The following is a 16003-nucleotide window of genomic DNA, read 5'->3' on the forward strand; positions in this document are numbered from 1 at the left end:
TTCTTACAATTTTTTCCACCACAAACTGGTGGCTATTCTTGTTTTGATGGCCGGATTCTCATTTAATATTCGACTTGTTGAACTAGCAGGAATTATACTATTAGGCCACTCGTCCATGGATCGGATTTTTGGATACGGATTAAAATTCAGTGATGATTTCAGGCACACCCACCTGGGATGGATCGGGAAAAAAGATTAAATCCGAAACAGGGATATCCAAACGGTATGAGACAATAAAATCTTTATTGACTGTTTGAAAATTTTTACTTCCGAAACAGAATGAAATACGATTAATACTTACATTTGTATAAACATTTCCAGTGAATCCTTACCTCTTATTTATCGATACGGAAACCACGGCCGTTCCCAAACGCTGGGACCTTCCGTACGCTGACACCGGAAACTGGCCTTCTGCGGTTCAGGTGTCCTGGATTCTCTGTTTCGAAGACGGAACGGAGATCAAAAGGGCAGACCGGTATATTTTTGAGCAGGATCTGGTGATCAGTGACGAATCGTTCAGGGTACATGGCATCACCGAAGAATTTCTTAGATCCAGAGGAAGGAGCAGAAGGGAAGTACTGGCTGATCTTGCCGGAGATCTTGTAAAATACCATCCTTTGATCATAGGGCATTTCCTGGAATTCGACCTGCATATCCTGTCAGCAGATTTTCTGAGAGCAGGTTTGACTAATCCGTTCGGAGACCATCGTTTTTACTGTACGATGCTGAAAAGCAGGGAATATACGTCCGGAACCGCGAAAACCGGTATGCGCTTACCGGAGTTCTGTTGTTATCTGCTGAATGAAACGGCGGAACCTTCCCATAATGCTATTGTTGATGCCGGAATGACCGCCCGCTGCTTTTTCGAAATCCGCAGGCAAAAGCGCATTACCGAAATCGATCTTAAGGAAAAACACCGGATGATCGCTGCTGCCTTACATTTTCCCGTTTTAAAATCCCGATAAATTCATGGAACATCTGATCCCGCTTTTACAAAGGACCCCGCCTTTCAGCCTTTTGCCTGAAAGCGTGCTGCAGGAAGTTTCCGAAAGCATGCAGAAAAGAATATTTCATAAAGAAACATTAGCCTACCATCAGGAAGTCACCGAAATGCAGGGGGTGGATGTGATCATGCAAGGTGAATACCAGACTTTTTTCTTTGACGCTTCCCAGAATAAAAGGTGCGTAGAAATTCACCATTCGCCTTATTGTTTTGGCGGAATTTCCGTAGTGCTGAACAGGGTGCGTGCGCTGAAGTCGGTAATGGCAAAAAAAGGAACTGTTGTCTATACTTTGCCCAAAAAGGAATTCACGGAACTCTGCAATGCCTATGAAGATTTCTTTCATTATTTTACATCGGATTTCGGTAAGAAAATGCTGGATGAAGAATTCGCGCATTTTGTGAAGACCCCGGCATCTTTTGAAGAAAGCTATTTTGCTGCAGACCAGCTGTATTCCAGGAAAATAGCAAGCATTGCCTTTAAAGATATCGTTTCGTGTACGGAGAGTACCCCAATTTTTGAAGCGGCCCGGATTATGGCGAAAAATAAGGTAAGCTGTTTATTTATCCGTCGCCTGAACGATCAGAAAATTACCGGTTACGTTACGGATATCACCCTTCGCGACAATGTGATTGCCCGATGTATTGATCCGCAAAAGGCGGTGGCCCAAGTGATGGATAATCCCATTGTTTCCATTTCCAGTGAGGCTTATCTGTACGAAGCAGTGCTGATGATGTTTAAAACCAAAACCCGGTATCTGCTGGTAGAAAAAGATGGTGAAATGGCCGGATTTCTGAGCAGAAACCGTTTGCTGAGCGAGCAGGCACAGTCGCCGCTGGTCTTTATCCAGTCGGTAAAGCAGGCCGCAACTCCGGCGGAACTCAGAAAAAAATGGCTTCAGGTTCCCGATATGATCAACCAGCTCCTGGGCCGCGGCGTCCATGGGGAAATTGCCAGTCAGATCATCACCACAATTGCCGATACCATTACGGTAAAAGTTATTGAAAATGTGATCCGCCAGATCGGTAGGCCACCGGCCAAATTCGTTTTCATGGTTACCGGAAGCGAAGGACGGAAAGAGCAGACGCTGAGCACCGATCAGGACAACGGCATCATCTACGAAGACAAAGCCAATGAACACCGCGAAATGGTGCGTGAATACTTTCTTGCTTTTGCCAAAAGGGTTTCGGATGACCTGAATACCATCGGTTTTGTCTATTGCAAAGGTGAATTCATGGCCAGCAATCCGAAATGGACGCATTCGCTGTCCCACTGGAAACGGAATTACGAAGAGTGGATCAATGAGACCGTTCCCGAAAATGCCATGAAGTTTTCCACCCTTTTCGACTGCCGGTATATCTACGGGGAAGAAAACATCATCAACGAACTGAAAGATTTTATTCAGGATCAGCTTCGGATTCCGAACGAAAGGTTTTTTACCTTTATTGCAAAAAATGCCCTCCAGTACGAAGCACCCCTGACTTTTTTCAAACGGATTAAGACCCAGACCATCGGTAAAGCAGAGGTTTTCGACATCAAAACCGCCATGAGCCCGATCGTAGACCTGCTCCGGGTCTATGCTTTAAAAAACGGCATCAACAGTGAAAATACCGGCGAACGCATGAAGGAACTTCTCAGTGCCGGGGTCTTTACCAGGGAACAGTACCAGGAGCTTCACCATTCCTATTATTACCTGATGGCACTGCGCCTGAAAAACCAGGTGTATCAGATCAATATTGAAAAGAAAATGCCGGACAATTACATTGAGATCAGCCGGCTCACCAAAATCGAACGCGTAACGCTGACTGAGATTTTTAAAACCATCAGCAATTTCCAGCAGGGCATCCGGATGAAATTCACAGGAAGCCTGTCCTGATTTCAATGCCGTTAGAAGTTGATTTTTTCTATGAAAAATAGTTTTTATAATAAACAGAAAGTTCTGAAAGGGCGACTTAAATCAGCATTGGGTATAGCCCGATAATCGAAAACAATAGTCATGAACAAGCCCTCAAATAGCAGCAACGTTCTCACCATTAAATCATGCACAATTGATCTTGCAAAATTAGAAGATTTATCTCTACAAAATAAAATAGAACAATATTAAATTTCAGAATTCTGTAACAATTCAAAAGGTTTCTTCACTAATTATTAAAAATAAACTTATGAAATTATTGAAGTTTCTTCCTCTGTTGCTTTTTTTTCAACCGGCCTTCTCAAATGCCCAGCAGACCATTCAGACACCGGAAAAAAATCAGGTAGACCGCTCTCTGGTTAAAAACGAAGATTATTCAATGGTTTGGTATGCACAGAAGGATACGACAAAAGTGGAAATCGGAAAAGTGGAGACCAAAATCATGAAATCGGATAACCGTATTACCGTACATACGACGGTTAAAATGAAAAATATGCCGGACTGGAAAGACGAAACCGTAGCAACGTATCCCGGTTTTGCTCCGGTGAAACACACCTCTTTCAATGTTCAGCGCGATATGATGCTGGACTTTGGAAAGAAAAATACAGTGACCGGATATTATCTCGATAAGAAGAAAAATAACAGGACTGAAATCAATGAAACCACTGAAGGAAAATTTTTCGACAGTAATCTGTATACACAGCTGATCCGCTGGCTTCCACTGAAAGAGGGCTACACGACCGAAATGGCCATCTTCGATTACAATCCTGCATCGGGGAAAGGCATCATGAAAGCGCATGTTACCGGAACAAAAAAAGGGATGTACAAAAACAAGCCGGTGTGGATGGTTTCCGTAACGGATGATATCTCACAAAATAAAGCATTGAATACCTATTATATCGACAGCAGAACCCGAGAACTCCTGAAACAGGAAGTGGATATGGGACCGAGAAAAATGATGATGGAAAGATTATGATTTATGTGAACTCGAAGTAAAATTCGGATAAAATGGCTGGAAGAGGGATGCAGGATGCCGGAAGTTTCTCATGTCAGTATGATCAACCGGTCCTGATGATCAAACTGCATCTTTCGTCATGCTATAAAAATTCATTTTATTTACTGAATCAGCCTTAATTTTATTTTTTTGAATTTAGAAAATATCAGAATATGACGTTAGTATGGTCAAATACACGTTAATTTAACCTTGGAATATCTAAAAATCCTTTCAGAACTTTAATTGAAAGGATTTTTATTTGGAGGCTGTTAACTTATTTAAAATCTAGATATTAGAAACAGGATAGTCAGATTTTACAAATGATGGCGTGGCTTTGGCTTCGCTCAGTCACCGGGGCAATAGTTGAATGATGACGTTAATAAAATTTCGATTTTGCCTCAACCATCTTTGTAATATGTGAATCGCAGAAACCTCGAAGGGGTTTCATCTTATGTGATCTAAAAATAGACGAAATACATTACACTAAAATCTAATGTGTCTTATGTGCAAAAAAACATCTACATTTTAAACATAAATCCCTGCGAAATCTTTTTATTGTATTTTTTCTCATCGAAACGATAGAGGAAAGACCCTTTTTTCGATGAGGTCATATCTTTCTCATCCGTTTTCACGAGGATGTCCATTCCGTTGATCTTGCTGGTAAAGTTCCGTTTATCGAAGGTTTCACTGAAGATCGCTTCATACAGGTTCTGAAGATCTTTCATGGTAAATTTTGGGGGCAGCAGCTCGAATCCGATCGGCCGTGTGGAAGCCCTTCTTCTCAGCCTCAGGACCGCATCTTTTACCATTTCATTGTGGTCGAAAATAAGATCCGGTGCATTCTGAAGGTCAAACCATTGCGCACTGTAGTTTTCATTGATCTGAAGATCTTTTTCAATATGGATCAGGGCATAGTACGAGATGGAAATAATCCGTGCCGTGGGTTCGCGATGGATTTCGGTATAGGAATTCAGCTGTTCCAGGTATATGTTTTCAAGCCCGGTAAGGGTATGGAGAACCCTTTGAGCCGCTTCATCGGCATTTTCTTCATTCCCGACAAAACCTCCCATCAGCGACCATTCTCCCAGCTGGGGCTCGAAATTCCTTTTAACCAGAAGAATCTTCAGGTGCTCACCGTCAAATCCGAATATAATGCAGTCTACTGCAACCAAATGTCTGGGATATTGTGAATAATCCTGTTCCATCGTATTATTTTATACAAAGATAAAGCTTTATGACGGGAAGTCCGGAAACAAATGTGCTTTTTACACTTTTATGTAGAATATTCTGTAATTTTTTAAAATACCGGGTCTGAGAACCATTTTTGGGAATAAATAATGCAGCCGGAATCTGAAAAAATCATTCAAAACCCATTAAATCTATATGAACGTAATGTTAAAATTGTGTTAAAGTTTAACAATTTGTAAATGTAGCTTACCGGAAAAGCCTTTTCATACTTAATCTTAAAAATACGATAAGTAATTCCGGATATAATTAATGATTTTCTATAAATACTTCTTATCTGTTTTAAATAGTGCCGGTTTCGGGGTATCGATCTGATATACCCTGTTTTTAATAATCTTATTTTTTATGATAAGGCATGGCGGTTTTGTCTGTTTCCACGCCTTGTAAAAACACATTCCGCTAACGGTCTGTTCCCTCATTCCTGTAAAATGTTTTGTATATAGATTCTTTCCGTTATTTTAGAAATGTTGAAATAACATTTATTAATGAATAAAAAACTGTCTTTATTATTCCTGGGTTTTACGGCTGTTACCTTTGCTCAGGTAAAGAAGAACATCCGGTATTTTCCATTGAATACCGTGCAGCTGACAGAAAGTGTCTTCAACAAAGCCATGCAGGCGGATAAAAGGTACATCATGGCAATAGAACCGGACCGGTTGCTGGCACCTTACCTGAAGGAGGCCGGCCTCTCCGCCAAGGCTGCGAATTATCCCAACTGGGAAAATACGGGACTGGACGGCCATATCGGCGGACATTATCTATCAGCCCTGGCACTGATGTATGCCTCTACAGGCGATACCCGGGTAAAGCAGCGTCTTGACTACATGATCGATGAGCTGGAACGATGCCAGAAAGCTTCAGGAAACGGTTATGTTTCCGGAGTTCCGAACGGCAAAAAAATCTGGAACGAAATTGCCGCAGGAAATATCCGGGCTTCCGGGTTCGGACTGAATGACCGCTGGGTACCTTTATACAATATCCATAAAACCTATTCCGGACTTCGCGATGCCTATTGGTATGCCGGAAATCAGAAGGCAAAAGAGATGCTGATACGATTAACGGACTGGATGGCGAATGAAGTCTCCGGTCTTTCCGACGGGCAGATCCAGGATATGCTCCGAAGTGAGCACGGCGGACTGAATGAAGTCTTCGCCGATGTTTACGATATGACCAAGAATAAAAAATACCTTCAGCTGGCACACCAGTTTTCGCACCAGGCGATCCTGAACCCGCTGCTGAACGGTGAAGATCAACTTACGGGAATCCATGCCAATACGCAGATCCCGAAAGTCATCGGCTACAAACGCATTGCCGATCTTGAAAATAATGCTTCCTGGAATGCGGCCACCGATTTTTTCTGGCATAACGTCACTGAAAAAAGATCTTCCGCCATCGGGGGAAACAGTGTAAGCGAGCATTTCAATCCGGTCAGCGATTTCAGCAGCATGATCAAAAGCATTGAAGGCCCTGAAACCTGCAATACCTACAATATGCTGAAGCTTACGGGACAGCTTTTTGCCACCCTGCCTAAATCCTATTATATGGATTACTATGAGCGGGCCCTGTACAACCATATCCTGTCTACGGAAAATCATGACAGAGGCGGGTTCGTGTATTTTACACCGATGCGTCCCGGACATTACAGAGTATATTCTCAGCCGCAGACGAGCTTCTGGTGCTGTGTCGGATCAGGAATGGAGAACCATGCCAAATACGGCGAAATGATTTATGCGCACACGGACAACGACCTGTATGTAAACCTTTTTATCCCATCCGTCCTGAAATGGGCGGAGAAGAAAATGGTGCTGAAACAGGAAAACAATTTCCCGCAGAATCCTTCTACAAAATTGGTTTTTGAAGTCGCTCCGAAATCCGGAATCAACCTTAAACTGAGGGTGCCGGAATGGACGAATGCTTCACAAATAACCGTTTCCATTAATTCAGAAAATATAAAGGTATCTGTCGACTCCGATGGCTACATCAACATCAAAAAGAAATGGAAAAAAGGCGATGCCGTGGAAATGAAAATGCCGATGCATCTTACGGCGGAGCAGCTGCCGGATCATTCGGATTATTATGCTTTTAAATATGGTCCCGTGGTTCTGGCCGCTCCCTACGGAAAAGAAAACCAGCAGGGGCTTCTGGCCGACGAAAGCCGCGGCGGGCATATTGCCCACGGTCCACAAATCCCTTTAAATGAAATTCCGGTGATCGAAGGCAATGCTTCCGAAGTACTGGATCATATTCAGCCGGTAAACGGCACAAACCTTTCGTTCAGCGTCAACGGATTGTATCCTTCCGAAAAATTCGGCAATGGGCTTCGGCTGGTTCCGTTTTATACCATCCGGGAAGAACGGTATATCATTTACTGGCCGCAGGCAGACCGGGACAAGATACAGGCCTTACAGAAACAGAGAGCACAGGAAGAAGCCGAAACAAGAAAGCTTGACCTGATTACTGCCGATAAAATCCAGCTGGGAGAGCAGCAGCCGGAATCCGATCATTTCTTTGAAAGCAAGGATTCCAACACCGGATATATGGAAGACCGCCATTTCCGTGATGCCAAAGGCTGGTTCAGTTATCGCATGAAAAATCCCGGAAAAAACGCAGCTTTCCTGTATGTTCTCTATTTCGACAATAATGCCGGACGTATGTTAAATGCCGAAATCAACGGAAAGAAAATCGTTGCTAAAAAACTCGAAGGCAAAGCCGGAAATTCACCGCAGTACCTTCTTTTGCCGGTGCCGGATTCCGAAAAGAACAAAGAAAGCCTTACGGTAAAATTCTCTGCGGAGGATCAGGCCACGACCTCAAGGATTATTGAAGTCCGCCTTCTTACCCAAAACTATGAAAAATCCATTCAGTAAATCCAATAACAGAACCTATCATTCCATGAATATCCATAAGTCTAAAAAAGCCTCTTTTCTGATCGTCAGTCTCTTCAGCCTCTCCATGATGGAAGCTAAAGTAAAGCTTCCTGCCCTGGTTTCGGACGGGATGATCCTGCAGCGGAACATGCCGCTGAAAATCTGGGGTTCTGCCGATGCCGGTGAAAAGGTGAACGTGAAGTTTTTAAACAAGACCTATACGACCAATGCCGACAAAAGCGGAAACTGGAACATCATGCTTCCCCAATTAAAGGCCGGCGGACCGTATGTAATGACCATCAATGAAATCACGCTGAAAGATATCCTGATCGGTGATGTATGGGTAGCTTCCGGACAATCCAATATGGAGCTTCCGATGCGGAGGCTGACGCCTTTGTATAGTGAAGAGATAAAGAAGGCCAACAATAAAAGCATCCGGTTCTTTACGGTGCCCCAAAAATACAATTTCAAAATGCCGCAGACGGAGCTCGACGGCGGAAAGTGGCAGTCTGCCGATCCACAGACCATCCTGGATTTTTCCGGAGTGGCTTATTTTTTTGCTAAAGAAATCAATACCGAAAATAAAGTTCCGGTAGGCATCATCCACACCAGTCTCGGAGGATCTCCGGTTCAGGCCTGGATGGATACCAATTCCCTGAAAAAGTATCCTGAATACCTGGAAGAAGCCAAAAAATGGCAGGATGATGATCTGATCAAATCTACTGAATCCGGCGAGCAGCTAGCCAGCAGAGCCTGGTACAGCGAACTTGACCGTAACGATCCCGGAATAGCGCAACACTGGGAAAAAGCGGAAGTTGATGATTCAGCATGGAAAACCATGAAAGTTCCCGGATCCTGGGAAGACCAGGAAGGATCGTTCGACGGAACGGTCTGGCTGAGAAAAGAAATCAATGTGCCGGCCGGATCATCTGCGAAAACGGCCTTTTTGAATTTAGGAAGGATCAAAGATGCCGATGTTACTTACATCAACGGCGTGAAAGTCGGAAATGTAACCTATGAATATCCTCCGCGTTGGTACGACGTTCCGGCAGGTGTACTGAAGGACGGAAAAAACATCATTACCGTACGGATTACCAATGGAAGCGGAAGAGGGCAGTTCATTGCCGATAAACCGTATTACCTGGAAATCGGAGGTCAGAAGATAGACCTTACCGGAAACTGGAAATATAAAGTCGGGGCAAAAATGTCGGGCGTGGCTCCCGGGCAGACCTTTATCCGGTGGAAACCTACCGGACTGTACAATTCGATGATCAATCCGCTCACTAACTATAAAGTAAAAGGATTCCTTTGGTATCAGGGCGAAAGCAATACCGGAAAACCGAAAGAATACGGCGACCTGCTGACCACCATGATCACCGACTGGCGCAATAAATGGAATGAGCAGAATGCTCCGTTCCTTATTGTGCAGCTCGCCAACTTCATGGAATCCAGGAGCCAGCCGATCGAAAGCAACTGGGCGGAACTCAGAGACCAGCAACGCCTGGTTTCCCAGACCGTGCCGAATGCAGGCCTGGCCGTAACCATCGACGTAGGGGAGTGGAATGACATCCATCCGCTGAATAAAAAAGCAGTCGGTGACCGCCTGGCTTTACAGGCCCTTAAAATCGCCGATAAAAAAAATATCGTAGCCGACGGACCCGTGTACGAATCCATGAAAACCGAAGGCAGCAAGGTCATCCTTTCCTTTAAACCCGGAACCGCTCAGCTGGCATCTGTTTCAGAACTGAAAGGCTTTGCCGTCAAAGGTCAGGACGGTAAATACCAATGGGCGAAAGCCAAAACGGAGGGCAATAAAGTTGTTGTCTGGAGCGATAAGGTCAGCCATCCGGTTGCCGTACGCTACGACTGGGCAGATAATCCGGACGGCAACCTCAGAAATACAGCCGGGCTTCCTGCTTCACCGTTTACAACAGAAAAAAATTAATTTAATCTTCATATTTTAAAAATGAATAATCATCCACAGAAAATATCAGTAACAGAAAAAATAGGCTACAGCTTAGGTGACCTTGCGGCCAATCTTGTTTTTCAGACCCTGGTGACGTACCTCGCTTATTTTTATACCGATATTTACGGACTGAAGCCGGAAGATGCTTCCATCATCACCTTAATCGTAGGTCTCATTGCAGGATTCGGATTCAATCCGGTCATTGGCGCTCTGGCAGACCGTACCAAAACCAAATGGGGAAAATTCCGTCCGTGGATTTTATTTACGGCCGTTCCCCTGGGAATTGCAGCCTTACTCGCATTCAGCACACCCGGTTTTTCATATAAAGGAAAAATGATCTATGCAGCGGCTACTTATTCCCTGCTCTTATTGCTTTATGCAGCTAATAACCTGCCGTACGCCGCATTGAGCGGGGTAATTACCGGTGACATGGGAGAACGTAACAGTATTTCTTCCTACCGTTTCGTAGCGGTAATGTTTGCCCAGTTTTTCGTGCAGGTATTTATGCTGCCGATTATCCTTTCTGCAGGACATGGAGATAAGGCTGCCGGTATTGAAACGGTGATGACCTGGCTGGCCATCATCGGTTCGGTGATGTTGCTGATTACTTTTTTCACTACGAAAGAAAGGATCATTCCGACTTCCGATCAGAAATCAAGCCTGAAAGAAGACCTGAAAGACCTTTCCAGAAATAAGCCGTGGATCATTATGCTTACCGTAACGGCACTGATTTTCATTACCCTGGCGATGAAAGGTGGTTCGTATGTTTACTACTTCAACAATTACGTGGATGAACCGGCTCTGGCCTCTTTTATTTCACCGATCACGAACTTTTTCAATTCCATCGGGATGAATTTCTTTGGCGAAGATCCGAGATCAGCAGGATTCGGTCTTTTTAATGCCGGAGGAATTATCATGATGATTGTCGGCATTACCTTCTCCAAAAGATTTGCCGATAAATACGGGAAAAGAGATGCTTTCATCGCTTCCTTGTTTATTTCCACTTTATTCGTCCTGGCTTTCATCTTATATCCGCCGGAGTCGGTAGGATTGATGTTCCTGTCCCAGATCTTTCACGGATTCTTTTACGGGATCAGCACCCCGCTCCTTTGGGCCATGATTGCCGATGTGGCCGACTATTCCGAGTGGAAAAACAACAGACGCGCAACCGCAATTATCTTTTCAGCCATGATGGTCGGGCTAAAGGTCGGACTGAGCATCGGAAGTTCACTGGTCTCTTCCATTATCGGGCATTATGGCTACATTTCTTCCGAAGGAGCTCAGAATGTGGTACAGCCGGAAACCGTAGCTGCCGGAGCCAAAATGCTGGTGAGTATTTTCCCGGCCATTCCGTTCTTCCTATCCTGCGGCCTGCTGTTTTTCTATAAAATCAATAAAAAGATGGAAGTGCAGATCGAGCAGGATCTTAAATATAGAAGGAGAAAGGAGGATTGATACTTTAAGCTCCGTAGGAGCGACCTGTTAATAGCAATACCAGCATGCCATCAATTAAGCCTCCCGGAGGCGACCTGTTAATAGATAAATTATAAAAAATAATTATGAAGAAAGCCATTGCAGTATTAGGAATCTTAGCCCTTACGGTTTCGTGTAAAACGGCCCAGACCGCGTCCTCCGGCGATTCCCTGAGAGATGCCTTTAAAAATAAATTTTATATCGGAACGGCCATGAGCCTTCCGCAAATCGACGGTACTGATGTAAAATCCGACGGTATTATCAGAAAACAGTTCAGTTCCATCGTGGCTGAAAACTGTATGAAATCCATGTTCATCCAGCCGCAGGAAGGTAAGTTTTTCTTTGGTGATGCCGATCAATTTGTAGCGTTCGGAGAGAAAAACAAGATGTTCATCATCGGTCATACCCTGATCTGGCATTCCCAGTTGCCGAAATGGTTTTTCGTAGGCAAAGACGGGAAAGATGTTTCACCGGAAGTCCTGAAACAGCGGATGAAAAGCCATATCTCCACTTTGGTGGGCCGGTACAAAGGCCGGGTAAAAGGCTGGGATGTCGTGAACGAAGCCATCATGGAAGACGGAACCTACCGGAAATCGAAGTTCTACGAAATCCTGGGTGAGGAATTTATCCCGTTAGCTTTTCAGTACGCACAGGAAGCTGACCCGAATGCCGAACTATACTATAACGATTACAATGAATGGTTCCCGGAGAAGGTAAAGACCGTTAATAAAATCGTCAGAGATCTCAAATCCAGAGGAATCCGGATCGATGGAGTAGGCATGCAGACCCACGTCGGACTCGACAATCCGAAACTGGAAGAATATGAAAAAGCCATCACCGAGTACGCGGCAGCCGGAGTAAAGGTCAATGTTACCGAAATGGAAATCAGTGCCCTTCCTTCACCATGGGGCACCTCCGCCAACGTTTCCGATAAAGTGGAATACGAGGCAAAAATGAACCCTTATACCAAAGGTCTTCCTGAAAACGTGCAGCAGGAATGGGAAACCCGCTATCTGGATTTCTTCAGGCTGTTCCTGAAACATCAGGATAAAATCAGAAGGGTCACCCTTTGGGGCGTTACCGACAACCAGTCCTGGAAAAATGATTTCCCCGTGAAAGGCAGAACCGATTACCCGCTGCTTTTTGATAGAAACTACCAGGCAAAACCCGTGGTGAAGAAGATTATTGATCTGACCAAAGAAAAATAATCATCTGCCATCAAACCTCATAGGTTTTCAAAACCTTGAAGGTTTAAATTACAAGACGTATCATCTACCAATCTATTATTTAAAAGCGTAAACCATAAAAAATGAACAAAGCAAAATACCTTTTCCCGAAAGATTATATGGCGGATCCTTCCGTGCATGTTTTTGAAGGCAAACTCTATATCTATCCGTCGCACGACCGTGAAAGCGGCATTGAAGAAAACGACAACGGCGACCATTTCGATATGAATGATTACCATGTTTTCTCCCTCGATAATTTGGAAAGCGGAGAAATCACGGATCATGGGGTTGTCCTTTCGGTAAAGGATATTCCATGGTCGGGTAGACAGTTGTGGGACTGTGACGTGGCCCATAAGGACGGTAAATATTACATGTACTTTCCGTTAAAGGATAAGAACGATATTTTCAGGATCGGCGTAGCGGTAAGCGACAAGCCGTATGGACCGTTTGTTCCGGAAAAACATCCGATGATGGGAAGCTACAGCATCGACCCTTGCCTGTTTGAGGACAACGGGAAACATTATATGTATTTCGGAGGCATCTGGGGCGGACAGCTGCAGCGTTACCGGAACAACAAAGCCCTTGAATCTGCCGTAATCCCGAATGATAACGAGCCGGCGATCCCATCAAAAGTAGTGATGCTGAGCAATGATATGCTGGAATTCGGCGAAGAGCCGAAAGACGTGATGATCCTTGACGAAAACGGCAATCCATTGCTTCATGGTGATCAGCACCGCTTTTTTGAAGCTTCGTGGATGCACAAATACAATGGGAAGTATTATTTCTCCTATTCTACGGGAGATACCCACCTGATCTGCTATGCGACCGGTGATAATCCGTACGGGCCGTTTACTTTCCAGGGGGAAATCCTGACGCCGGTTGTCGGCTGGACTACCCATCACAGCATTGTGGAATTTGAAGGGAAATGGTACCTCTTCTTCCATGATTCCGTGCCGAGCGGCGGCAGAACGTGGCTTAGAAGCATGAAAGTCGTGGAAATCGAATATGATAATGACGGTAAAATAAAAACCATCGAAGGACTGGAAGAAAATCAGTAAACCTGATCAGCCTTTCAGGTTTTCCGGCAATCCACTTTGTCAAAGCTCAAAACTTTGACAAAGTTTGTTTCCTTCATCAGAACCCGAAGGGTTCAACAACAACAGCCATAGGTGAAACCTATGGTAAAAAATACAACAGGCAGACCCTGTTCAATTCAAATCAAAAAAATCAATAAATCCCGATGCAGCATTTCCGAACTTATCTTATTTTATTCCTGATGGTTCCGATGATGATTTTCGCGGAAGACGGGAGCCAGCTCTGGCTCCGGTTTCCGGCAAAAAACGGAATATCCCCTGAAAAGATCATGGCTAAAGGCAATAGCCCGATGCTGAATATTGCCCGGAGAGAACTGACCGGCCACTGGCAGGGGCAAGGAGTGGAACTCAGACTGGAGAAATCCCTGAAAAACCTGAAAGACGGTTACCGGATAACCTCCTCGTCTGAAAAGATCGTTGTTTCAGCACCGAAGGAATCAGGATTGCTGTACGGCGTGTACCACATTCTTCGGCTGCAGCAGACCAACGCGGATCTCAACAACCTGAATATTACCGAAAAGCCTTCTTACGATGTACGGATCCTGAACCATTGGGATAACCTGGACGGAAGCGTCGAGCGCGGATATGCAGGCCACTCGTTATGGAAATGGGAAGAACTGCCCGATACGGTTTCGCCGAGGTATGAAGCATATGCAAGAGCCAATGCTTCAATAGGAATCAACGCGACCGTATTGAATAACGTGAACGCTTCTCCGAATATGCTTCGTGAAGACTACCTGAAAAAAGTAAAGGTGCTCGCGGATATTTTCAGGCCTTACGGGATCAAAGTATACCTATCGGTAAATTTCTCTTCCCCGAAAGTGTTGGGCGGAACAGAGAATTCGGATCCGTTGAATAAAGAGGTTCAGAAATGGTGGAAAGAGAAAGCAGCTGAAATTTACAAGCTGATCCCGGACTTCGGAGGATTTTTGGTGAAAGCCAATTCCGAAGGGCAGCCGGGACCACAGGATTATGGAAGAACCCATGCCGACGGTGCTAACATGATGGCCGATATCCTGAAACCTTACGGCGGAATCGTAATGTGGCGGGCGTTTGTATACAGTCCGAGCAAAGAAGACCGGGCCAAGCAGGCCTACCTGGAATTTGTTCCGCTGGACGGAAAATTCAGGGATAATGTGATCATCCAGATCAAAAACGGGCCGATCGATTTTCAGCCGAGAGAAGCTTTTAACCCGCTTTTCGGAGCGTTGAAAAAAACACCGGAAATGGTAGAGTTCCAGATTACACAGGAATATCTGGGCCAGGCCAACCATCTGGCTTACCTGGCCCCGTTGTTTAAAGAAACTCTGGAAAGCGATACCTATGCCAACGGAAAAGGATCGACCATTGCAAAAATTACCGACGGTACTTTAAGGCCCGGAAAACTCACCGCCATTTCAGCAGTGGCCAATATCGGGGAAGATACCAACTGGACCGGCCATCAGTTTGCCCAATCCAACTGGTACGCCTTCGGAAGGCTGGCCTGGAATCATGAACTGACTTCAGAGCAGATCGCCGACGAATGGATTAAGATGACCTTTACCGACAAACCGGAGTTTGTAAATCCGGTAAAACAGATGATGCTGACTTCCCGCGAAACGGTGGTGGATTACATGATGCCTTTGGGCCTTCATCACATTTTTGCCGGAAACCACCACTACGGTCCTGAACCATGGGGCGATTATAAAGGGGGAAGGCCCGACTGGTCTCCGGTATATTACCATCAGGCAGATGCCGGGGGAATCGGCTTCGACCGGACCCAAACCGGAAGCAATGCCGTTTCCCAGTATTTTCCGCCGTTGAATGAAATTTACGGAAACATCCGGACCTGCCCGGAAAACCTGATCCTCTGGTTCCATCATGTGCCCTGGGATTATAAAATGAAAGACGGCAAAACCCTTTGGGATGAGCTCTGTTATAAATACGATTCAGGGGTGCAGCAGGTAAGGGAATACCAGAAAACCTGGGACCGGATGCAGTCTTACATCGATGAGCAGCGTTTCTCCGAAGTTCAGTCCAGGCTGAAAATCCAGGCAAAAGATGCCGTTTGGTGGAAAGATGCCTGCCTGCTGTACTTCCAGACTTTTTCCAAAAGACCGGTTCCGTACGACATCGAACGTCCGGTGAACGAACTGGGAGACCTGAAGAAAATCAAACTGAATATGGGGCACCATAATTAATCAGGATTTTAATTCAGATGAATACCTACTATTTTTCCGCAGATG

Annotated in this window: 11 protein-coding genes; 10 read left to right on the top strand and 1 reads right to left on the bottom strand. The window is 45.0% G+C overall.

Annotated elements, in window-relative coordinates; all coding sequences use genetic code 11:
* From CHA01nite_RS00005 to CHA01nite_RS00020, 4 genes are all read left to right on the top strand, one after another.
* Positions 1 to 199 (top strand): DUF4260 family protein (locus CHA01nite_RS00005; RefSeq protein WP_146939168.1); only part of this gene is annotated, 199 nt, incomplete at its 5' end.
* A gap of 121 nt (positions 200 to 320) precedes the next feature.
* Positions 321 to 965, top strand: coding sequence for a 3'-5' exonuclease (locus CHA01nite_RS00010; protein WP_146939169.1), 645 nt, complete (start codon positions 321 to 323; stop codon positions 963 to 965).
* Between the two features lie 4 nt (positions 966 to 969).
* Positions 970 to 2877, top strand: a complete 1908-nt coding sequence (locus CHA01nite_RS00015) for a DUF294 nucleotidyltransferase-like domain-containing protein (RefSeq protein ID WP_146939170.1) — start codon at positions 970 to 972, stop codon at positions 2875 to 2877.
* 286 nt (positions 2878 to 3163) lie between these two features.
* The gene (locus CHA01nite_RS00020; protein ID WP_146939171.1) at positions 3164 to 3889 is read left to right on the top strand and encodes a DUF3108 domain-containing protein; all 726 of its coding nucleotides are present in this window, start codon (positions 3164 to 3166) and stop codon (positions 3887 to 3889) included.
* Positions 3890 to 4425: 536 nt separating this feature from the next.
* Here the strand turns inward: CHA01nite_RS00020 and CHA01nite_RS00025 are convergent.
* Positions 4426 to 5112 (bottom strand): NUDIX hydrolase, encoded by a 687-nt coding sequence (locus CHA01nite_RS00025; protein ID WP_146939172.1) that lies wholly within the window; start codon positions 5110 to 5112, stop codon positions 4426 to 4428.
* Between the two features lie 525 nt (positions 5113 to 5637).
* Between CHA01nite_RS00025 and CHA01nite_RS00030 the strand changes: the two genes are divergently transcribed.
* The 6 genes from CHA01nite_RS00030 (at position 5638) to CHA01nite_RS00055 (ending at position 15958) form a co-directional block, all read left to right on the top strand.
* Positions 5638 to 8019: a glycoside hydrolase family 127 protein gene (locus CHA01nite_RS00030; protein ID WP_146939173.1), complete on the top strand. Its 2382-nt coding sequence runs from the start codon at positions 5638 to 5640 to the stop codon at positions 8017 to 8019.
* The gene (locus CHA01nite_RS00035; protein WP_228458299.1) at positions 8000 to 9964 is read left to right on the top strand and encodes a sialate O-acetylesterase; all 1965 of its coding nucleotides are present in this window, start codon (positions 8000 to 8002) and stop codon (positions 9962 to 9964) included. Before CHA01nite_RS00030 ends, CHA01nite_RS00035 begins: the two co-directional genes overlap by 20 nt.
* Positions 9965 to 9985: 21 nt before the next feature.
* The gene (locus tag CHA01nite_RS00040) at positions 9986 to 11440 is read left to right on the top strand and encodes an MFS transporter (protein WP_146939174.1); all 1455 of its coding nucleotides are present in this window, start codon (positions 9986 to 9988) and stop codon (positions 11438 to 11440) included.
* A 104-nt stretch (positions 11441 to 11544) separates the two neighbouring features.
* Positions 11545 to 12666 carry an endo-1,4-beta-xylanase gene (locus tag CHA01nite_RS00045; RefSeq protein ID WP_146939175.1) on the top strand — a complete coding sequence of 374 codons (1122 nt, stop codon included), beginning with the start codon at positions 11545 to 11547 and terminating at the stop codon, positions 12664 to 12666.
* A 101-nt stretch (positions 12667 to 12767) separates the two neighbouring features.
* On the top strand, positions 12768 to 13742 hold the full coding sequence (locus CHA01nite_RS00050; protein ID WP_146939176.1) for a glycoside hydrolase family 43 protein: 975 nt from the start codon (positions 12768 to 12770) through the stop codon (positions 13740 to 13742).
* A gap of 182 nt (positions 13743 to 13924) precedes the next feature.
* Positions 13925 to 15958 (top strand): alpha-glucuronidase, encoded by a 2034-nt coding sequence (locus CHA01nite_RS00055; RefSeq protein WP_146939177.1) that lies wholly within the window; start codon positions 13925 to 13927, stop codon positions 15956 to 15958.
* Positions 15959 to 16003 lie beyond the last annotated feature (45 nt).

This window comes from Chryseobacterium hagamense (assembly GCF_007991455.1).
Classification (GTDB): Bacteria; Bacteroidota; Bacteroidia; order Flavobacteriales; family Weeksellaceae; genus Chryseobacterium; species Chryseobacterium hagamense.